At 71.7% G+C, this 19764-nt stretch carries 15 protein-coding genes, 1 pseudogene and 1 riboswitch; of the genes and pseudogenes, 4 read left to right on the top strand and 12 right to left on the bottom strand.

The window, feature by feature from the left end; all coding sequences use genetic code 11:
* Positions 1-128: 128 nt before the first annotated feature.
* Positions 129-578 carry a hypothetical protein gene (locus LJ657_RS29390; RefSeq protein WP_232651859.1) on the top strand — a complete coding sequence of 150 codons (450 nt, stop codon included), beginning with the start codon at positions 129-131 and terminating at the stop codon, positions 576-578.
* Here the strand turns inward: LJ657_RS29390 and LJ657_RS29385 are convergent, their stop codons facing one another.
* The 8 genes from LJ657_RS29385 to LJ657_RS29350 form a co-directional block, all read right to left on the bottom strand.
* The gene (locus LJ657_RS29385; RefSeq protein WP_232651858.1) at positions 579-1703 is read right to left on the bottom strand and encodes a glycoside hydrolase family 16 protein; all 1125 of its coding nucleotides are present in this window, start codon (positions 1701-1703) and stop codon (positions 579-581) included.
* A gap of 171 nt (positions 1704-1874) precedes the next feature.
* Positions 1875-2654, bottom strand: a complete 780-nt coding sequence (locus LJ657_RS29380) for a class I SAM-dependent methyltransferase (RefSeq protein WP_232651857.1) — start codon at positions 2652-2654, stop codon at positions 1875-1877.
* Positions 2651-4219, bottom strand: a complete 1569-nt coding sequence (locus LJ657_RS29375) for a phytoene desaturase family protein (RefSeq protein WP_232651856.1) — start codon at positions 4217-4219, stop codon at positions 2651-2653. The genes LJ657_RS29380 and LJ657_RS29375 overlap by 4 nt, the downstream gene beginning before the upstream one ends.
* A 293-nt stretch (positions 4220-4512) precedes the next feature.
* Complete coding sequence (locus LJ657_RS29370) at positions 4513-6753, bottom strand: serine/threonine-protein kinase (protein ID WP_232651855.1); 2241 nt, start codon at positions 6751-6753, stop codon at positions 4513-4515.
* A gap of 61 nt (positions 6754-6814) precedes the next feature.
* Positions 6815-7612, bottom strand: coding sequence for an oxygenase MpaB family protein (locus LJ657_RS29365; RefSeq protein WP_232652005.1), 798 nt, complete (start codon positions 7610-7612; stop codon positions 6815-6817).
* Positions 7613-7681: 69 nt separating this feature from the next.
* Positions 7682-8860, bottom strand: coding sequence for an acyl-CoA dehydrogenase family protein (locus tag LJ657_RS29360; protein ID WP_232651854.1), 1179 nt, complete (start codon positions 8858-8860; stop codon positions 7682-7684).
* Between the two features lie 137 nt (positions 8861-8997).
* Positions 8998-9753 carry a CbtA family protein gene (locus tag LJ657_RS29355; RefSeq protein WP_232651853.1) on the bottom strand — a complete coding sequence of 252 codons (756 nt, stop codon included), beginning with the start codon at positions 9751-9753 and terminating at the stop codon, positions 8998-9000.
* A gap of 25 nt (positions 9754-9778) precedes the next feature.
* Positions 9779-10000 carry a CbtB domain-containing protein gene (locus tag LJ657_RS29350; protein ID WP_099926404.1) on the bottom strand — a complete coding sequence of 74 codons (222 nt, stop codon included), beginning with the start codon at positions 9998-10000 and terminating at the stop codon, positions 9779-9781.
* Positions 10001-10035: 35 nt separating this feature from the next.
* Positions 10036-10184, bottom strand: a riboswitch (cobalamin riboswitch).
* Positions 10185-10296: 112 nt separating this feature from the next.
* Between LJ657_RS29350 and LJ657_RS29345 the strand changes: the two genes are divergently transcribed.
* On the top strand, positions 10297-10872 hold the full coding sequence (locus tag LJ657_RS29345) for a histidine phosphatase family protein (RefSeq protein WP_232651852.1): 576 nt from the start codon (positions 10297-10299) through the stop codon (positions 10870-10872).
* A 3-nt stretch (positions 10873-10875) separates the two neighbouring features.
* Here the strand turns inward: LJ657_RS29345 and LJ657_RS29340 are convergent, their stop codons facing one another.
* Complete coding sequence (locus tag LJ657_RS29340) at positions 10876-11247, bottom strand: four-helix bundle copper-binding protein (RefSeq protein WP_232651851.1); 372 nt, start codon at positions 11245-11247, stop codon at positions 10876-10878.
* 105 nt (positions 11248-11352) lie between these two features.
* Between LJ657_RS29340 and LJ657_RS29335 the strand changes: the two genes are divergently transcribed.
* Positions 11353-11718 (top strand): DUF6479 family protein, encoded by a 366-nt coding sequence (locus LJ657_RS29335; RefSeq protein ID WP_232651850.1) that lies wholly within the window; start codon positions 11353-11355, stop codon positions 11716-11718.
* Between the two features lie 551 nt (positions 11719-12269).
* Here the strand turns inward: LJ657_RS29335 and LJ657_RS29330 are convergent.
* The gene (locus tag LJ657_RS29330; protein WP_232652004.1) at positions 12270-13580 is read right to left on the bottom strand and encodes a chloride channel protein; all 1311 of its coding nucleotides are present in this window, start codon (positions 13578-13580) and stop codon (positions 12270-12272) included.
* Positions 13581-14136: 556 nt separating this feature from the next.
* Here LJ657_RS29330 and LJ657_RS29325 point away from each other — a divergent pair.
* Positions 14137-14977: pseudogene (locus tag LJ657_RS29325) on the top strand (hypothetical protein).
* A gap of 267 nt (positions 14978-15244) precedes the next feature.
* On the opposite strand, the gene LJ657_RS29320 reads toward LJ657_RS29325, so the two are convergent.
* Together LJ657_RS29320 and ppdK are read right to left on the bottom strand one after the other, a co-directional pair.
* On the bottom strand, positions 15245-16855 hold the full coding sequence (locus LJ657_RS29320; RefSeq protein WP_232651849.1) for an MFS transporter: 1611 nt from the start codon (positions 16853-16855) through the stop codon (positions 15245-15247).
* A gap of 197 nt (positions 16856-17052) precedes the next feature.
* Entirely contained in the window at positions 17053-19740 is a 2688-nt protein-coding gene (gene ppdK / locus LJ657_RS29315) for a pyruvate, phosphate dikinase (RefSeq protein ID WP_232651848.1), read from the bottom strand.
* Between the last annotated feature and the right edge of the window lie 24 nt (positions 19741-19764).

Below are 19764 nucleotides of genomic sequence, written 5' to 3'. Positions count from 1 at the left end.
CGTGATCACGGCGACCACCTCCCACACCGCGCATCGAGACAGCACGGTCACCGAGAATCGTCCGCCGCACCGCTACCGTGAGTGCTGATCAACGCACGGAACGTGGGAGGCGTCGGATGGTCGGGAAAATGACGACCGCGCTGGCGGTGGGCGTGGCGGCCATGTGCGTGACCGGTCTGGCGGCCGCACCCTCGGACTCGGATCTGGAGGTGGTCCGGATCGACCCGGCCGCCGCACCACCCGGCGGCCGTACCGTGGTGCACGCCTTCGTGGCCAACAAGGGACCGGAGCAGACCGCCTCGCCGTTCACCGTGGTCGTGAGGCTCCCCTCGGGCTTCACCGCGCAGGGGCCGTACTTCCCCGAGGACTGCCGCACCGAGGCCCGCGGCCGCCTGGTGCGCTGCGTCTTCGGGCCGGGCCTGGCGCGGTTCCGGACGGCCACGGCGCTGGTTCCGGTCCGGGTGGACGCGGATGTGCCCCCCGGCACCAAGGCCGAGGGGCACATCCAGGTGGTCGGCGACGACGACCGCGATCCGCGAAACGACCGTACGCCGTTCACGCTGTCCGTCGACTGCTGATCAGCGGTACACCTTCACGTAGTCCGCCTGCATGCTCAGCGGCGTCGAGCCGGAGGGCGCGGGGTGGTACTGGCCGGCGCAGACCGACAGGTTGAGGATCAGGTACGCGGAGAAGTCACTGCCCACGCCGTGCCCGTCCGAGTAGACCTTCTTGCCGTTGACGTACCAGTCCACCGAGCTCGCGCCGTAGTGGGTGCCGATGGTGACCCACTGGCCGGGCGCGACCGCTGCGGAGTCGGTGTAGTAGTCGGAGCCGGAGGTGACGTGATTGGTCAGCTCCAGCAGGTTCGGGTTGTCCGGGTGGTACTCGAAGGAGTCGATCTCGCCGTTGCCGTCCTTCCAGGTCCACAGGGCCGGCCAGGCGCCCGAACCGGCGGGCAGTTTGACCCGGGTCTCGGCGTAGTCGCCGGTCTTCACCTGGAAGCCGCCGGTGGATCCCTCGGTGGTGAGCAGACCGGTGGCCCAGGCCTGCTTGCCGTTCTCCAGGGTGTGCGAGGAGGGCTGCGCGGTGAAGGTCGCGACGCCGCCCGAGGTCGTGACCTTGCTCTGGTCCAGCCAGTCGAGCTTGTTGTCGTCCGGGTTGTGGTCGCCGTACCGGTAGGACGAGCTCTTGTCGCCGACCCACTTCGAGCCCCAGGCGATGCCACCCGAGAAGTCGTCGGACCAGACCACGGACTGGCCGGAGACCGGCGAGCCGCCGCTGCTCGACGTCGTGGTCGAGGGCGCCGCGACGGTCAGCTTGTGCGAGGGCAGGTTGTGCCAGGCCCCGCCGGACTCCTGCCAGAAACCGAAGATCGTGTACGAACCTGCCGGCAGCGTTCGCGCGGAGCTGGTGAACTTCACACCGCTGGGGCAGATCCGGACATCAGAGGCGTTTCCCGGGAAGTCCAGGTTCTTTCCGGCCGCATCCCGGACGCCGACACCGAGGGTCTTGGCCGTGAAGCAGCTGGAGGAGTGCACGGTCAGCTTGGCCGACGCCGCGACGCCCGCGGTCATGGTGGCGGGCGTCAGGCTGTCCTGGGTGACAGTGGTGGCCGCGAACGCCTGGGGGGCGAACGGCAGGAGCAGCAGTGCGGCTGCTGCGCCGGCTATGCCCAGGCGGGCAGGAGAGAGGGAGGGTCGCATGGTGGGGGCTTCCTCAACAGCGCCTGCGAGAGGGCGGCTTGTACGGCACGGCCCGTCCGCAGGACTCGGCGTTCCGGCGGCTGAGGCCACCCGGGAGGACTCCCGAAGGCTAGGCGGACGGGCCGTTGCTCTTCAACGAGATCTCACTCACACTGAGTGATCAAAATGGAGTCATGTGTTCCGCCGGCTCGCTCGCGCAGCCAGCACGGGCTGGTAGTAGCCGCTGGTCTCCGGAGCGTGCCAGGTGATGTCGGCGAAGCCCGCCGCGGCCGCGGCGTCGGTCACCTGGGTGCGGGGCAGCGCCCAGGAGGTCGTGCGGCGTACACGCACCTCCCACCCCTCACCGTCGGGCACGAGCTGGAAGTACTCCTGGTCGTAGCGTTCGCCGTCGTCGTGCCAGTGCCACAGCTGGAAGGTGATCGACCGGCCGTCGGCGCCGTGGGACACCTGCGGAGGAGCGGCCGCGGGTCGGGTCCTGCGGAGCTCGTCGTAATCACGGAGCGTGAGCAGAAGCAGCCCGTCGCTTCTCAGTACCCGCCGCATGTCACCCAGGGCCGCGCCCACGTCCTGCGCGGTCAGCAGGTGCGCGAGTGAGTTGTCGGCACAGACGACGGCGTCGAACTCCCCATTTCTGAAGGGAAGTTGGCGCATGTCCGCCGCCATGGCCGGGGGGACGACCCCGCGGGCCGCGGCCTCGGCCACTGCACGGGTCGTGGCCGCCGGGCTCAGGTCGCTGCCGACGACGTCGTGTCCGGCCCGCGCCAGCCCGATCGCCTGGGTGCCGATCCCGCAGGCGCAGTCGAGCAACTTGCGCGGCCCGGGGCCGAGTTCCCGGCGGACGAGAGCGTCGAGGGCCGTGGCCTGGCGGGCCATGCTCGCTTCCCAGTCGGGGAAGATGCGGTGGTAGTCGGCGGCGAGTGAGTCGAAGAAGTCCCGCGCCGAGCCGGTCACTCCCCCGTCGCCTCCAGTACCGCCATGGCCGCGTTGTGCCCGGGCACCCCGCTCACGCCGCCGCCCCGCACCGCGCCCGCTCCGCACAGCAGTACGTTCGCGTGCCGGGTCTCCACTCCCCACCGGCCCGTGCCGTCCTGGGCGTGGGGCCAGGTCAGGTCGCGGTGGAAGATGTTGCCGCCCGGCAGGCGCAGGTCGCGCTCCAGGTCGAGGGGGGTCTTCGCCTCGATGCAGGGGCGGCCGTCCGCGTCGGCCGCCAGGCAGTCGGCGAGGGGTTCGGCGAGGTGGGCGTCGAGTTGGGCGAGGGTGGACTTCAGGAGTTCTTCGCGCACGGAGTCGTTGTCGCGCTCGAAGAGCCGGGCGGGGGTGTGCAGGCCGAAGAGGGTGAGGGTCTGGTAGCCCTGGTCGACGAGGTCGGGGGCGAGGATGGTCGGGTCGGTGAGGGAGTGGCAGTAGATCTCCGAGGGCGGTGCGGCGGGGAGTTGTCCGGAGGCGGCCTGGGCGTGGGCGGCGGCGAGTTGTTCGTAGCCCTCGGCGATGTGGAAGGTGCCGGAGAACGCCTCGCGCGGGTCGACGGAACTGTCGCGCAGCCTCGGCAGCCGCTTGAGGAGCATGTTCACCTTGAGCTGGGCACCCTCGGCGGGTGCCGGGGGCGTGTCGCCGGTGAGTTCGGCGAGGGCCTGAGGAGAGGCGCCCACGAGGACGTACCGGGCGGCTGCGACGCCTTCTCCGTCCGCCGTGCGGAAGGTGATCTCGGCGACTCGTCCGTCGGTGTCGATGCGTACGGCCTCGTGCCCGGTGGCCAGGACCGCGCCAGCGTCCCGCGCGGCGGTGGCCAGGGCGTCGGTCAGGGCGCCCATGCCGCCGACCGGGACGTCCCAGGCGCCGGTGCCGCCGCCGATCACGTGGTACAGGAAGCAGCGGTTCTGGCGCAGGCTCGGGTCGTGGGCGTCGGCGAAGGTGCCGATGAGGGCGTCCGTGAGGACGACACCCCGCACCAGATCGTCGGCGAAACGTTCCTCGACCGCGACGCCGACGGGCTCCTCGAACAGCGTCCGCCAGGCCTCCTCGTCGTCGATGCGGCGGCGCAGTTCGTCACGGGCGGGGAGCGGTTCGGTGAGGGTCGGGAAGACCCGCGCGGCGACCCGGCCGGTCATGCCGTAGAAGCGCTGCCAGGCCTCGTACTCGCGGTCGGAGCCGGTGAGCCGGGCGAAGGCCTCCCGGGTGCGCCTCTCGCCGCCGCCGACGAGGAGTCCGGTGGGGCGGCCGGCCCGTTCCACGGGGGTGTACGAGGAGACGGTGCGGGCGCGGATGCGGAAGTCGAGGCCGAGGTCGCGCACGATCTTCTTCGGCAGCAGGCTGACCAGGTAGGAGTAGCGCGACAGCCGTGCGTCCACGCCGGCGAACGGGCGGGTGGAGACGGCGGCGCCCCCGGTGTGGTCCAGCCGCTCCAGGACCAGTACGGACCGTCCGGCCCGGGCCAGGTAGGCGGCGGCGACCAGGCCGTTGTGGCCTCCGCCGACGATCACGGCGTCGTATGTCCGATGTCCCTCGTGTGCAGCCATGGTTCTTGGTAACACGCGATGATCGCCAGCGGCCAGGGGTGTACGGCGACGGGGTCAGCGCCCGTCCGCTGCGCGCTGCTGGCGCACGACGGGCTCGGCGCCGCGGCCGAGCTGCCCCAGACAGGGGCCTCCTCGTTGCGACCGGCGAGCGTGCCGGGTAGCCGGGGCCCCCGGACATGCTCACGGGCAGCAGCCACACCACGGAACTCGCGCCCACCCACCGGACCCCCTCCCCGCCGACCAAGGCCCACGGCCGCCCGGGCGCCCACCGGCCACCAGAATCGCGACACCCGTCAGCGCCCGCCCGTCGCCCGCTGCTGACGCAGTACCGCCACCCGGCGGTACAGCTCGACGGCCTCGGCGCCGCGGCCGAGCTGTTCCAGGCAGTGGGCCTCGTCGTTGCGGCTGGCGAGGGTGTCGGGGTGGTCGGAGCCCAGGACGCGTTCGCGGGCGGCGGCCACTCGGCGGTACTCGGTCAGGGCGTCGGTCCAGCGGCCCAGCCAGCCCAGACCGACGGCGACCTCGCGGCGGCTGACCAGGGTGTCGGGGTGCTCGGGGCCCAGCACGCGCTCGCGGATGGCGCAGACGTCGCGCGCCTCGGCGAGGGCCTCCTCCCAGCGGCCCAGACGGCCGAGGTTGACGCCGAGGCCGTGGCGGGCGCGCAGGGTCTCGGGGTGGGTGGGGCCCTGGACGCGGGTGCGGTCGTCGATCAGGTCGCGGTAGAGGGTGAGCGCCTCGGCGCTGCGGCCCAGGCGGCCGAGGCTGATGCCGACCTCGTAGCGGGCGGCGAGGGTGTCGGCGTGGTCGGGGCCGAGGGCCTGGGCGCGGGCCTCGGCGACCTCGCGGTAGGTCTGCAGGGCCTCCGGCCAGCGGCCCAACTGACCGAGCGCGTAGGCGACCTCGTAGCGAGTGACGAGGGTGTCCGGGTGGTCGGGGCCAAGCACTCGGGCGCGGGCGGCGGCCACGTCGCAGGCCATGCGGTACGAGTCCTCCAGGCGGCCGAGTCTGCTGAGGTTGAAGGCGAGGTTGTGGCGGCAGCGCAGGGTGTCGGGGTGGTCGGGACCCATGCCGCGCTCCCGTGCGGCGAGCACGGACGTGTACACCTGGTGGGCGTCGAAATGGCGGCCCAACTGGCCCAGCACGTAGGCCATTTCCTGGCGGGCGGCGAGGGTGTCGGGGTGGTCGGCGCCCAGCGCGCCGGTTCTCGCGGCGGCCACGAACTTGTACTCCTGCAAGGCGTCGGCGGCACGGCCGGTGCGGCTGAGGGTGAAGGCGGCCTCGTAGCGGCTGGCGAGGGTGTCTGGGTGCTCGGGGCCGAGCAGGTGGGCGCGTTCGGCGGCGACCGCGCGGTGCACCTCGCAGGCCTCCGCCCAGCGGCCGAGGCGCCCCAGGCTGAGCCCGGCGTTGTGCCGTCCCACTAGGGCGGCGAGTGCCGCGGCGGAGGGGGCGGGGGCCCGGTCGGGCGCCGGGTCCTGCCTCCGTCCGTCGGCGGGCCGTGGAATCCATTCGCCGGTGAGGCCCGCTCCGGCGTCCGGCGGTGTGCTGCCGAGGCCGGAGCCGGTGGCCTTGTGGCCGGTGGTCATACCGCGGGTCCAGGACGGCAGCCGGGCCTCGCGGGAGGGGGCCCGCTCCGGCGGTCGGAGCGCCGGCTGCGGGGTCACGACGGTCGGAACGTACGCCGGTGTCGTCCGGCCCGAGCTGATGCGGCGGCCCAACTCCCGGGCGTCGTACGGGCGTTGGTCGGGAAGCTTGGCCAGCAGGTCCAGGATGATCTTCTCGAGGTACTCCGGGAGTTCGGCCCGCCGGCTGCGCGGCGGCCGGGGCGGGGTGTCGCGGTGGCCGACGAGGATCGCCCAGGCGTCGTCGAGGTCGAACGGCGGTGCGCCGGTGGCGATCTCGTACAGGACGCAGCCCAGCGAGTACAGGTCGCTGCGCTGGTCGACCTCGGAGCCGCCGATCTGCTCCGGCGACATGTAGTGCGGGGTGCCCATGGCGATGCCGGTGCCGGTCAGCCGGGAGGTGAAGCCGATGTCGTGGCCGAGGCGGGCGATGCCGAAGTCGCAGATCTTCACCGTGCCGTCGCCGAGCCGCATGATGTTGGCGGGCTTCAGGTCGCGGTGCACGATGCCCTGCTGGTGAGTGTAGGCGAGGGCGGAGGCGACCTGGTCGGCGATCTCGACGACGTCGCCGACCGGCAGCGGGTGGTGCTTGTTGTCCTCCAGGAGCTGGGAGAGGTTGCGGCCCTCCAGGAGTTCCATGACCAGGTAGAGGACGCCGTCGGACTCGCCGAAGTCGTGGACGACGGTGATCCCGCGGTGCTGGAGGGCGGCGGCCACCCGGGCCTCGCGGCGAAAGCGTTCCCTGAGGACCCGGGTGAAGGACTGGTCGTGGTGCGGGCCGAGGGGCTTGAGGCACTTCACGGCGACATGACGGCCGAGCGACTCGTCGCGCGATCGCCACACCTCGCCCATGCCGCCCCGCCCGATCAGGTCGAGCAGCCGGTACCGGCCCTGGATCAGCCTGCTGTCCCCCATCTGCTGCGATCGCCCCCGAACTTCTCGCCCCGCCCGCCCCTGGCTCGTCCAGTATGGCGAGCTATCGTCCGAGTTTGTACGGTGCCGGGCGGGAGCCGGGGCCGAGCCGTGACATGGCGCGCAGGATGTGTTTGGGCGGGAGTTGCCAGCGCAGACGTGCGGGAATGCAGCGAAGCAGGGTGCCTGTGGCACGCAGTTGCAGGGTGACGGTGGCGGGTTTCGGAGCGGGTCTGCCGTACAACTCGTGGGCGTACGGCGGCAGGGCGGCGTACGCCAGTCGGGCCACGCGCCGCCACAGCACCTCGCGCGCGGGGACGAGGAGGGGGTGCGTCGGCGGGCGGAGCAGGAAGTCGTCCACTTCGCGTGCCTCGGGTCCGACGGCGAGTTCGGGCCGTACCTTGTCGAAGTAGGCGGCCATCTCCTCCTGGTCGGCGGGTACGACGTCGGGATCGAGGCCCACCAGGCGGGCGCTGACGCGGTGTTCTCCGATGTAGCGGTCGGCCTGCGCGTCCGTGAGGGGGAAGCCGGAGCGGCGCGCGACCTGAAGATAGGAGTCGATCTCGGCGCAGTGCACCCACAGCAGCAGGTCCCGTTCGTCGACCCCGTAGCGCTCCCCCGTGTCCGGGTCGGTCGCCGACAGCATGGTGTGGATCTTCCGGACGCGGGCACCGGCCCGTTCGGCGGCCTCGGTGGTGCCGTAGGTGGTGGTGCCGACGAAGTTGGCGGTGCGCATCAACCGGCCCCAGGCATCGCGTCGGAAGTCCGAGTTCTGCATGACGCCGCGCACCGCCCGCGGATGCAGCGCCTGGAGGTAGAGCGCGCGGACGCCGGCGACCCACATCATCGGGTCGCCGTGCATCTGCCAGGTAACCGAGGACGGGCCGAAGAGCCCGGGGTCGCCGGTCTGGATGCCCGTCACCCCTGCAGGCTAACGCCGTACCCTCGGCATCCCCAGACCGATCCACGAGATGATCTCCCGCTGGATCTCGTTGTTGCCGCCGCCGAAGGTGAAGATCACGGCGGAACGGTAGCCGCGCTCCAGTTCGCCGTGGAGCACCGCGCCCGCCGAGGTTTCCTTCAGCGCTCCCGCCGCACCGACGATCTCCATCAGCCAGGCGTAGGCGTCCCGGCGCGCCTCGGAGCCGTAGACCTTGACCGCGGAGGCGTCCTGCGGGGCGAGGGTGCCGTTCTGGACGGCGTGCACCATGCGCCAGTTGAGGAGCTTCATCGCGTCGAGCCTGGTGTGGGTCTGGGCGAGGCGGCGGCGTACCCAGGGCAGGTCGATCACCCGGCGGCCGTCGGCGAGCTTGGTCTCCGTCGCCCAGCGCTGCACGTCCTGCAGGGCGCGGATGGCCATGGTGCCGTGGGCGGCGAGGGTGACGCGCTCGTGGTTGAGCTGGTTGGTGATCAGCCGCCAGCCCTGGTTCTCGGCGCCGACGCGGCGGGAGACGGGAACGCGGATGTTCTCGTAGTAGCTGGCGGTGGTGTCGTGGGAGGCGAGGGTGTTGATGAGGGTGCAGGAGTAGCCGGGGTCGGTGGTGGGGACGAGGAGCATGGTGATGCCCTTGTGGGGCGGCGCGTCCGGGTCGGTGCGGGTGGCCAGCCACACCCAGTCCGCGGTGTCACCGTTGGTCGTCCAGATCTTCTGCCCGTTGACGACGTACTCGTCGCCGTCCCGCACGGCGCGCGTCTTCAGAGACGCGAGATCCGTGCCCGCGTCGGGCTCGCTGTAGCCGATCGCGAAGTCGATCTCGCCGGCGAGGATCTTCGGCAGGAAATACGCCTTCTGCTCCTCCGTGCCGAACTGCATGATCGTCGGACCGACCGTGTTCAGCGCCATCAGGGGCAGCGGTACGCCCGCCTGGGCGGCCTCGTCGAAGAAGATGAACTGCTCCATGGCGGTCAGCCCGCGCCCGCCGTACTCCTTCGGCCAGCCCACGCCGAGCCAGCCGTCCGACCCCAGGCGCCGGATGGTCTCGCGGTAGAAGCGTTTCTGGGCGGCGGGGTCGCCGTGCCGGGCGTAGGCGTTGTCCGGCACCAGGTCGGCGAAGTACGAGCGCAGTTCGGTGCGCAGCCGCTGCTGCTCGGGCGTGTATTCGAGATGCACGGCGCCTCCAGGCTTCCCAGGCCGGTCCTGACGGCGCACACCGTAGAACGTGTTTCAGAAATTGGGAATGGCGAGGGGCAGGGAAAGGGCCCCGGTCGTCGACCGGGGCCCTTTCCCGAGTGAGGTGACGGAACCGATCAGTGGGCGACGGGAGTTGCCCGGGTGGCGCCCTTCGCCCGCACCTGCTTCGGGACGAGCACCCGCTCCGCCAGCGCCCCGAAGACCAGCCCGAAAGAGGTCCACAGGGTCAACTGGACGGCCAGGGCCGCCAGTCGGAACTCCCAGAGCAGGGTGGCGGAGAAGTCCTTGGGGACCTCGTCGAAGGACGGCAGGAACGCGTACGCGAGACCGATGGCGAGGACGAGGAACGCGCCCGCGGCGAGCGTCGCGTTCCAGTTGCCGAGGCGCGGTGCGAGGCGCTTGCCCAGGATGACGGTGGCGACGGCCAGCAGCACGCTCAGCACCACCATCAGGAAGTACAGGGTGGTGCGTCTGCCGATGGTGCCGGGGTCGCCGACGGACGGCGGGTTGGCCGGGTACTTCAGGAACGGCACGACATACACGGTGATCAGACCGGCGGCCGCCAGGAGCAACGCGCTCGCGCGCGGCCCGAAGCGGCCGATGCGGCCGAGCGCGAAGCAGTACGCGAGGGCGGCGATGCCGCCGAACGCGACGCCGTAGACGAGGACACCGGTGGACAGGCCCGCGGTGGACTGCATCGTGCGGCTGACGGCTTCCACGCCGTGCTCGTGGGAGTGCGCCTCCTCGTAGGCGATGGCCGCGTCGACGCGCGGTTCACCGAGGAAGTAGGCGACCACGAGGGCGAGCAGGCCCGCGGCGAGTCCCGCGAACATGCCGCGCACCAGGAGGTTGCGGACGGTTGCCGAGTTCATGGGCGTTCGTGTTCTCTCGCCGCCCTCAGTGGCAGGGGAAACCGAGCAGGTGGCGGGCGTCGTGCACCCACTCGTGGACGTTGTCCCCGTTCATCACGGAGGTGGCGCCCTGCTCGGCGCCGACGAAGTAGAGCAGAACCAGCATCAGGATGCCGAAGAAGACCGCCCAGGGGACGATCGCGCCGATCGGCAGCTTTGCCGGTACGGCGGTGGGGGTGGTGGTCGGCTGAGCGACAGACTGCGCCATGGCAGGCCCTCCTGGGGAACTCGCGTCCCGTCTCGGTGGTGCACGCGACGACGGAGCGGGTCTGACTCGCCCGGCGCGCACTCAAGGTGCGTGCCCGGCATACAGTGGCGCGACCGTGCCGGAATTCCACCGGCTTCCGCTGTCCCGTCGTCAATATCCACGAGACCGTACCGCGAAGCAGAGGTGGGGCCAAGGGCGCACGGGACGGCCGCGAGCGCCCCTGGTGAGCCGTTTTTGCCGTCCGATCAAGGTCAGTTCAGGGATTTCGAAGCGGCTTCGAGCGCGGGAGTGGACATATGACGAGCCGAGTGATCTTGATCTCACCCGCGATCACCGCGGCCCTCAGGGAGGCCCGCTTCGACGACGGCTGCCCGCTGGACGCCTCCGGGCTTCGTCAGGCCCGGGCGGTCGCCGGCACGCTCCCGGCGGCGGACCGGGTCCGGGTCTCCCCCACCGTGCGCTGCCGCGAGACGGCCGGCGCCCTCGGCCTCGACGCCGTGGACGCACCGGAGTTGGCGGGGTTGGACACGGGCCGCTGGCGCGGTGCGACGCTGGCGGAGGTGGGTGGGCGGGAGCCGGAGGCACTGGCCCGCTGGCTGTCGGACCCCGGGGCCGCGCCACACGGCGGGGAGTCGGTGGCGGCGCTGTGCGACCGGGTGGCGGGCTGGCTGGAGGCGGCGGCGCAGACGCCCGGACGGACCCTCGCCGTGGTCGAGCCCGAGGCCGTGAGGGCCGCGGTGGTACGGGCGCTCGGGGCGCCGGAGACGGCGTTCTGGCGCGCGGATGTGCCGCCGCTGACGGCGGTCGAGCTCAGCGGCAGGTCGGGGCGCTGGAACGTGCGGTTCGGGCAGCCGCTCGGTGTGCGGCTGTGAGGGTCAGTTCAGGGTGGCGAGGAATTCCGTGCACGCCTCGGCGCACTGCCGGCAGGCCTTCGCGCCGTCCTCGGCGCCCGGCTGTCGGTCGAAGGCATGGGCGCACTCCAGGCACACGGTGCGGCACCACTCCACCTGGATGCGGATGCCTGCCTCGTCCAGACGGTTCTGCTCGGACAGCACACGGCAGGTCGCGTCGCACACCTCCGCGCACATGATGCCCTTGCGTCGTACGAGTTCCTGCTCCTTGGTGCCGTCGGGGTCCACGAGGCTTGCGCGCAGCGCACACTCGCGTGCGCACTCGGTGCACGCCTGCGCGCAGGCGAAGCGGTCCTCCAAGAACTGGAAGAGTTCCTGCTGGGTCGTCGAAGTCACACCTGGCGGGTTGCCGTGGTCGATCGCCTCAAACACCGGGCCACGCGATCCGGCCCGCTCGGGACGGGCCGGTTCGCTCCGGCCCCCATGGGTACCCGCGAGCCCATGAGCACCTCATGGATGGACATCGCCGCAGGCCGCGGCGCTCTCGGGATCGGCCTGGTCGTGGTGGGCGTGGCGGTCGTGGGTCTGCTGATCGGCGCCTTCTGGCTGGGCGCCCGTATCCGGCGCCGGGAACCGGGGCCACCGCGCCCGGAGGACCAGCCGCGCCTGCCGGACGGCGGCCCGGTCCGTGAGGTGCGGGAGAACCGTGAGCCCGCCGAGATACCCCTCAGCGACCACCGCCTGACCCCGCACGAGCTGCCCGGTCACGGCAATTCGCCGAGCAGGACCAGTGGGTCGCAGACACGGCGCCGCTGGCGCGAGGGCAACAGCGGGGCCTTCGGCAGCGGCGGGCCGGGCGGCCGCTGACGCCGGCGGCGTCTGCACCGGCGCCGGAAGCACGTGAGAGCCATGGCCGATCCCGCCCGCGGACCCTGCCGCTGCCCGTCCACGACCACCTGCCGATCGGCGGACTGGAGAGTTGCGTACGGTCCCTGACCGCCGCGGGGTCCAGGCGCTGCCCACGTACGAACACACGCACGGCGACCGGCTCCCGATCACCGCGCTGCTGTCGGCCCGCCTGGAGCAGCTGCACACGGGCGCGGAGCCGACGTCGGGCGACTGGTGCGCTGCGGCCCGAAACAGCAAGCCGCCACACCGGCTCCCCGGTGTCACCGGCGAGCTCCCCGCAGCCCTTCATCGCGCCTCCGCACGGCACCCGAGACCAGCGGGGCAGGCCGAAGGGCGATCAGCGGTAGCTGTCTCCGGCCGCCGTTCACCGCTGCGGCCCGGCGGTCTCCCCTCACCGGCTGCGGGGCTCGGACGGCACGTTCAGCCCCCGCACGTTCGCGTACGTCGACGCCCTCGCGCGGGCCCGCCGCCTCCCGGTCGATTTCCCGCAGGCGTTCCCCATCTTTCGCTCATGATGGCCGCGGCGGCCCTGGACGGGGCGCTCGACCGGCCGGCGGCTCGCCGAACGCGGGGATCCTCGGCCCCTGCGGCAGCAGCTGAACCACGACGAAGGACACCACGACGGCCAGCACCACCAGCGCCACCGTGTCCACGTTGCCCAGCAGGAGCACGACCAGGACCACGCTGCTCACGGGCACCCGCAGGGCCGCGCTCAACGACGCCGCCATCCCGACCGCCATCGCCGGCACCAGCCCGAGACCGGGCAGCGGCGACAGCAGGACACCGGCCGCCCCGCCCAGGAACAGGGCGGGGAAGACGGGTCCACCGCGCAGGCTGCCCAGACAGAAGGTGTACGCGAGGGCCTTGAACACCAGCACCGCGACGAGAGCACCCACCGACCAGTCGTGCGGGTGCTGCGCCAGGACGGCCAGGACGGCCTCCCCGGACAGGGCGGCCTCGGCCGGAGAACGGCCGGTGGCGACGGCGTAGAGAGTGATGCATCCCGCCGCTCCCAGAGCGCACAGGGTGGTGTTCCGCACCGTCCGCGTCGTCACGAAGCCGGCCACGAACCTTCCGCCCACGAAGACCCAGTGGATGAGGAAGGCGAGGGTCGGCGCGATCAGCAGGGCCCACAGGACGTCCGCCCAGTCGAGCGGCGGCGGTTTGGGCAACCCGATGTCCAGGCTCCCGGTATCCAGGCCGGTCCAGTGCACGAACCCGGTGAAGACCAGGTCCCCGACCCCGCTGGCCAGCAGTGCCGGCAGCATCACCGCGAACAGCTGCGGCCCGCCCATCCCGGCCACTTCCATCAGGAGCACGGCCCCCACCACCGGATTCCCGAAGAGCGCCGAGATGGCCGCCGCGGCACCGGCCGCGCCGAGCAACGCCGTGCTCGCCTCGGTCCGGGGCGCCCGAACCAAGGTCGCGAAGAGCAGCGCCAGACCGCCGCCCAGGGCGATCAGCGGCGCCTCGGGACCCAGTACGACCCCGAGCGGCAGTCCGACCAGCGCGGCGACGAGGACACCGGGCAGTGCTTCCTTGGTGATCCCGCCGGAATGCAGACCGGCCGCCGGGATGTGCCCGCCCCGCCCGGGAAGCCGGGCGACCACCAGGCCCACGGTCGACCCGGCCACCGCCATCAGGGGCAGCGCCCACCACCAGGGAGCCTGCTTCCAGCCCAGGTCCTTGGGCCAGTCGGTCCAGATCAGCTGCTCCAACTGGTGGAGCGCCACGAGGAACCAGAAGGCGAGCAGCGCCACCGGAACACCGATCAGCCCGCAGAACACCAGTGCCTTGCGGTATTCGGGGCGGCGCAGCATCTTCTGCAGCTGGTCGGCCTCAGGGGGCTGATCTCCCGGCGCGGTCACGGCCGCTGCCGATCTCGTCCCGGTGATGGGGTCCTCCTGAGGTCAGGACACGAGAGGCAATTCAACCCATAGCGGGACCATGTTATCCATTCGGCTATCCATTGCCCGTCGCCACGCTGCCGAGCCCGGGGGCAAGATCCTCCGCCCCGCCACCGGACAACGTCCCGGCGAGTCTGCGGTGACGGTCCAGGTGCCGTCGCCGAACTCATGGACAGCTGTCCGTCGTCGCGTCCGACCGGCGCCCGAGACGGGTTGCGGGCGGGCAGGAGTGGACGCAGGTCCAGGGCGCCCAGACGGCCGATGGCCCGCAGGGAGCGGCCTGGCGACCCCGCGTTCGGCATGCGGGGTCATGCCGCGTCGTCCGGACGCCTCTCCCCCAAGGCGGGGCTGGGCCCGGTCCGGCAGCGCCACCCTCGCTCGGGCCGGCGGAGGCCGGCTGCCCCTGGGCGCGGGCCCGGGTCGGCGTTTCGCCCGGGAGGCGGCCGGCCCAGCGGCCCAGGCTCGGGTCGTGGAGCAGCGGGGGCAGCACACCGAGGGCTCTGGACCGTTCACCACCCGGCTCACCCGGCGCGTGACCGGAGGCGGCGAGGCGGTCCGGGAGTCGCGGCTCGCGCGGCGCCGCGGAGTGCTCACCCTGCGCCCACCGGGTGACGCGGGCGGGCGGCACGCCCGTGCCGACGAGGTCTCGGTCAGCCGCATGCGCACGCTCAACGCCGTCGCCGCGACCGCCTTTGTCATCGGCGGGGCCCTGTTCGCGGCCGGCGCCGCCGTGGCCCAGTTCGGCTCCGGCGACGCCACCGAGCGCGCGTCGGTCCACTTCGCCGGCGGACCGTTCTTCAACACAGGTGGGTACGCCTCGCCGCTCCAGGTGATCAACGCGCCCCGTCATATGGCCGGCGGCGAGGCGCTGGTCGGCCGTCGCCGGCGCTGGTGGAGCTACGAGCCCACGCGGGTGGACCTGCTGAGCGCTTCCCTCCTGTTCGCCGGCACCCTGGTCCTCGGTGTCAACCTGCTGAATTCCTTCCTCCAGGGGCTGAACGTCCACCAGATCAACCGCCTGATCCGGGTGCCCGACGTGGTGGGCCGCATGCTGTTCCTGGCCTCCGGCCATCTCGCTCTCGTCGAGGTCTGCCACGGCCGGGCCCCGCCTGCTCTTCCGCAGCCTCGAATGGTGGCTTGTGGCCGTGAACCAACTCGGGCCCGCCTTGTTCATGGTCTCCGCGCTCGTCGCGTACACCCGCCCGGCCACCGGCAGCCCCGTCAACGTCGACATCGCCAACCGTGGAACCCTCACCGGCGCCCTGTGCTTCCACGTCGGCGGTGTCCTCCAGATGTTCGAACGCCCGTAGTGCACCGTCGGAACCCACAGCGCGAGTTGATCACGCGTTCTTCTGCCCCGCCGCCGTGGGCGGTGAAGGCGCTGTCGAGCGCTGTCTCGCTGTTCGTGGTGCTCTTCGCACTCAGGCGGCACGCGCGGTCACGACGGGACAGATCCCGCCGCCATGCTGCTCGTCGGCGTTGCTGCCCACGGGGCGTTCAGCGCGGTCCGTCAACGCCCGCTTCGACCGAAGACACACCAGGGTTGACGGACTCGGTGACGGTCCGCCCGCCGGAGGTTACGTCGAGCGCGGCTGAGTCTTCGGGATCCGGTGGGTGAAGAACATCGCGAGGAGCGAGGTGAGGGCGAGGATCGCGAGTGCGGCGCGCAGGCCGTCCAGCCGTGCGTCGGCGTTCGCGTCGAGCGCGGCCTGGGCCACCTTCGTGCTCGTACCCGCCTCGTCGAGAGCCGCCTTGAGCTGAGCGTCCGACAGAAAGGGCGCGCCGCTCTGGAGTTCGACGCTCGCCCTGCTCTTGACCTGCGCCGGGATCTCGGAGTTCTGCTCGATGTTGGCGAGGAACGAACTGGTCAGCGCGGCGATCAGGACCGACCCGGCCAGTGCCGTACCGATCGAGGAGCCCAGGTTCGTGACCGCGTTCTGGACGCCGCCCACTTCCGCGCTCCGCTCGTCCGGCACCGCGGACACGGTGACCGAGCCGAGCTGGGACGCCAGCGCGCCCATGCCCAGCCCGATCAACAGGAGGGGAACGGTGACGACTTCCGCTCCGGCGTCGGCGTCGAGCGCGGCCATCAGGACCACGGATCCCGCGAACAGCGAGAGGACCCCGAGCCGCACCACCCGCCGCGGCGAGACATCCGGGAGGAGACGCGGGATGAGGATCGCGGCGGCCAGCAACGTCAGCGAGAGCGGCAGGATGCGGGCGCCGGTCTTGAGTGCGGACAGGCCGAGGGCCACCGACAGGTAGAGGGGTACGACGAAGAAGACCCCCATCTGCACGAGGTACTGGAAGAAGAACATGGTCAGCCCGCCGGTGAGTTGCGGGTTCTGCAGGAGGGCCGGGTCCACGAGTGGTTCCCTGCGCCTCGCCACGAGTCGTGCCTCCCAGCGGAGGAACATCCAAATGAGGAGCAGCCCCGCCAGCATCAGCCAGACGACCAGTGAGATCCCGAGCCAGGAGGGCGCGTCGGGCTTCGGCTGGAACCAGCCCCATTCGTCCGAGCGGAGTACGCCGTAGACGAAGATCCCGAGCCCGGCTGCGGACAGCGCCGCGCCGACGAGATCGATGCGGGAGGGGCCTTCGGTCGGTGCGTCGGCGATACGGCGGCCGAGGGCCAGGATGGCGAGAACGATCGCGACTTCACCGGCGAACACCCAGCGCCAGGAGAAATATGTGGTCGCGACACCTCCGACGAGCGGCCCGAGGGCGATCGCAACGGCTCCGGCGGCCGTGACGAGCCCGTAGGCGGCGGGCCGGCGTTCGACGCCGAAGTTGGCGGCGACGAGCGCCACGATCGCCGGCAGGATGAGCGCCGCCCCCAGGCCTTCCAGGAGCGCCCAGCCGACCAGGAGCACCGGCAGGTTCGGCGCCAGCGCCGTGGTCAGGGATCCGCACCCGTAGACGGCACAGCCGATCATGAACGCGCGTTTGTGACCGATCAGCGCGCCGACCTTGCCGCCGGGGATCATGAACATCGCCATCACAAGGGTGTAGGCGGTGATCGCGCCCTGGACCCCGGTCACCGTCGTGCCCACGTCGTCGGCCACCGTTGCGATCGAGACGTTCATGACAGAACTGTCCAGTGCCATCAGGAACTGGCCGGACGCGAGTGTCAGCAGGACGAGCCGTGTGGCTGCCGAACTCTCAGGGCCGCTCTCCCGTGGTGCCATGCGCGTATCGTCTCAGCGGCCGGGGCGATCGACGCTCGACCCGCCACGGAGTCGACCGGTTGGCGGCGCCTCCGCCGAACCTCGACTCCGTGTCCGCCGAAGAGGGGTCCACCGCGCAAGACAGGGCGGTGACGGCATGCGTCATGAGTTCCGCTGTAGCCCGGTGCGGACGAGTTCGCCCCGCCCCGGCGACTACGTCACCGGCTGTCGCTGGTCACAGTGGTGTCCATCAGGGACGCACGGCCCGCCTCCAGCCGGGCAGCCGGGATCCGGAACGGCGAGCAGGAGACGTAGTCCAGTCCCACGCGGTGGAAGAAGTGGATCGAGTCCGGGTCGCCGCCGTGCTCCCCGCAGACCCCGGTCTCCAGGCGCGGGTTGACGGCACGGCCCGCCTCGACTCCCAGCTCCACCAGCCGGCCGACGCCCTCCTGGTCGATCGTCTCGAAGGGCGACACGGAGAAGACACCCTTGTCGATGTAGAGCGGGAAGAACGACGCCTCCGCGTCGTCGCGGGACAGGCCCCAGGTGGTCTGGGTGAGGTCGTTGGTGCCGAAGGAGAAGAAGTCGGCCGCCTCGGCGATGCGTCCTGCGGTGAGCGCGGCGCGCGGCAGCTCGATCATCGTGCCGATCGGGCAGTCGAGGGTCAGACCGGTCTCGCTCTCCACCTCACCGAGCACCAGTTCCGCCTCGGAGCGGGCCAGCCTCAGTTCCTCGACCGTGCCGACCAGCGGGATCATGATCTCGGCTCGCGGGGTGCCGCCGTCACGCAGCCGCTCGACCACGGCCTCGGCGATCGCCTGCACCTGCATGGCCATCAGGCCCGGCACGGCAAGGCCCAGGCGGACCCCGCGCAGGCCCAGCATCGGGTTCTGCTCGTGCATCCGCTCCACGGCGGCCAGCAGTTCCCGGTCGCGCGGGTCCGGGTGCCCGGTGCGGGCCAGGCGGACGGCCAGTTCGGTGCGGTCGGGCAGGAACTCGTGCAGCGGCGGATCGATCAGCCGGATCGTCACGGGCAGCCCGTCCATCGCCTCGAGGATGGCGGTGAAGTCGGCCCGTTGCAACGGCAGCAGGGCGTCCAGGGCCCGTTCGCGTGCGAGGTCGTCACGGGCCAGGATCATCGCCTCGACCAGTTCCCTGCGCTCACCGAGAAACATGTGCTCGGTGCGGCACAGACCGATCCCCTGCGCGCCGAGGGCACGTGCGCGGACGGCGTCCTCGGGCGTGTCGGCGTTGGCCCGCACCTGCAGGCGGCGCCCCGAGTCGGCGCGGGCGAGAGCGCCCAGCACGGCGTCGGTGAGCGTGTCCGTGGCGGTTCCGGTCTCCAGCGCGCGTCCGACGTGGGAGGCGGTGAGCGGCAGGGCACCGAGGTGCACCGTGCCCGCCGTGCCGTCGACGGAGACGACGTCGCCCTCGCGGACCACGGCTCCGGACGGTGCGGTGAACCGCCGCCCCGGCGTGTCCACGGCCAGTTCCTCCGCGCCGCACACGCACACCTTGCCCATGCCGCGCGCGACGACCGCGGCGTGGCTGGTCTTGCCGCCGCGGCTGGTCAGGACGGCCTGCGCGGCGATCATGCCGGGGAGGTCGTCGGGGGTCGTCTCGCGGCGGACGAGAACCACCTGCTCGCCGGCCGCGGCACGCCGTACGGCCTCGGTGGAGTCGAAGACGACGGCGCCCACCGCGGCGCCCGGCGAGGCGGGCACGCCGTGGGCGAGGGGCACATCGGTGGTCTTCACGTCGAAGCGGGGAAACATCAACCGGGTCAGCTCGGCGCCGCTGACACGTACGAGTGCCTCGTCGGCGCTGATCGTCCCTTCCTCGCACAGGTCTCGGGCGATACGGAAGGCCGCCTCGGCGGTGCGCTTGCCCACCCTGGTCTGCAGGATCCACAGCTTGCCGCGTTCGACGGTGAACTCGACGTCGCACAGGTCGCGGTAGTGCTGCTCCAGGGTGCGCAGGTGGTCGCCGAGCTCGACGTAGGCGCGGGCGTCGAGCGACCTGAGCTCGCGCAGGGGCAGCGCGTCGCGCACGCCTGCGACGACGTCCTCGCCCTGTGCGTCGGGCAGATAGTCGCCGTACATGCCGCGCTCTCCGGTGGCGGGGTCGCGGGTGAAAGCCACGCCGGTGCCGCTGCTTTTGGATTCCCCAGTGCTGCCGAGGTTGCCGAAGACCATGGCCTGCACGTTGACGGCGGTGCCGAGGTCCTCCGGGATGTGTTCGCGGTGGCGGTAGACGTGAGCGCGTTCGGTGTTCCAGGAGTCGAAGACCGCGCGGACGGCACGGGCGAGCTGGTCGGCCGGGTCCTGCGGGAAGTCCTCGCCGGTCTCCTTGCGGATGATGGCCTTGAACTCCTCGGTGAGCCGGGTGAGTTCGCCGACGTCGAGGTCGTGGTCGTTCGCCTTGTGCGAGGAGATGGCCTGCTCGAACAGGTCGCCGTCCACGCCCATCACGGTGTGTCCGAACATCTGGATGAGCCTGCGGTAGGAGTCCCAGGCGAAGCGCTCCTGCCCGGACGCCTTGGCGAGCCCGGTGACCGACTGGTCGTTGAGCCCGATGTCGAGGATGGTGTCCATCATGCCGGGCATGGAGAAGCGGGCGCCCGAGCGCACGGACACCAGCAGCGGGTCGTCGGGAGCGCCCAGGGTCCGTCCCATGGCCCGCTCCAGACCGGCCAGGGCCTGGGCCGCCTCCACGCCGAGTTCCGGCGGCTCCTCACCCATGGCCAGGTAGACCTTGCAGGCGTCGGTGGTGACGGTGAACCCCGGCGGCACGGGCAGGCCGATCCGCGTCATCTCGGCGAGTCCGGCGCCCTTGCCGCCGAGCAGTGCAGCCATGTCGCGGCCGCCCTCGGCGAATCCGTACACGTACTTTTTCGGCTGGCTCATGGCGGCCTCTCAGGCGTTGGTCGG

The sequence above is a fragment of the Streptomyces guryensis genome, from assembly GCF_021261325.1.
GTDB lineage: Bacteria > Actinomycetota > Actinomycetes > Streptomycetales > Streptomycetaceae > Streptomyces > Streptomyces guryensis.
Note: the sequence above shows the minus strand (reverse complement) of the source record. Positions and strands in the feature narration are given on the sequence as shown.

What these genes read in the sequence shown, in the direction of transcription:
- LJ657_RS29390 (WP_232651859.1), top strand. Translation starts at nt 129, where the DNA reads ATGACGACCGCGCTGGCGGTGGGCGTGGCGGCCATGTGCGTGACCGGT.
- LJ657_RS29385 (WP_232651858.1), bottom strand. Translation starts at nt 1,703, where the DNA reads ATGCGACCCTCCCTCTCTCCTGCCCGCCTGGGCATAGCCGGCGCAGCA.
- LJ657_RS29375 (WP_232651856.1), bottom strand. Translation starts at nt 4,219, where the DNA reads ATGGCTGCACACGAGGGACATCGGACATACGACGCCGTGATCGTCGGC.
- LJ657_RS29370 (WP_232651855.1), bottom strand. Translation starts at nt 6,753, where the DNA reads ATGGGGGACAGCAGGCTGATCCAGGGCCGGTACCGGCTGCTCGACCTG.
- LJ657_RS29365 (WP_232652005.1), bottom strand. Translation starts at nt 7,612, where the DNA reads ATGCACGGCGACCCGATGATGTGGGTCGCCGGCGTCCGCGCGCTCTAC.
- LJ657_RS29355 (WP_232651853.1), bottom strand. Translation starts at nt 9,753, where the DNA reads ATGAACTCGGCAACCGTCCGCAACCTCCTGGTGCGCGGCATGTTCGCG.
- LJ657_RS29350 (WP_099926404.1), bottom strand. Translation starts at nt 10,000, where the DNA reads ATGGCGCAGTCTGTCGCTCAGCCGACCACCACCCCCACCGCCGTACCG.
- LJ657_RS29345 (WP_232651852.1), top strand. Translation starts at nt 10,297, where the DNA reads ATGACGAGCCGAGTGATCTTGATCTCACCCGCGATCACCGCGGCCCTC.
- LJ657_RS29335 (WP_232651850.1), top strand. Translation starts at nt 11,353, where the DNA reads ATGAGCACCTCATGGATGGACATCGCCGCAGGCCGCGGCGCTCTCGGG.
- LJ657_RS29330 (WP_232652004.1), bottom strand. Translation starts at nt 13,580, where the DNA reads ATGCTGCGCCGCCCCGAATACCGCAAGGCACTGGTGTTCTGCGGGCTG.
- LJ657_RS29320 (WP_232651849.1), bottom strand. Translation starts at nt 16,855, where the DNA reads ATGGCACCACGGGAGAGCGGCCCTGAGAGTTCGGCAGCCACACGGCTC.
- ppdK (WP_232651848.1), bottom strand. Translation starts at nt 19,740, where the DNA reads ATGAGCCAGCCGAAAAAGTACGTGTACGGATTCGCCGAGGGCGGCCGC.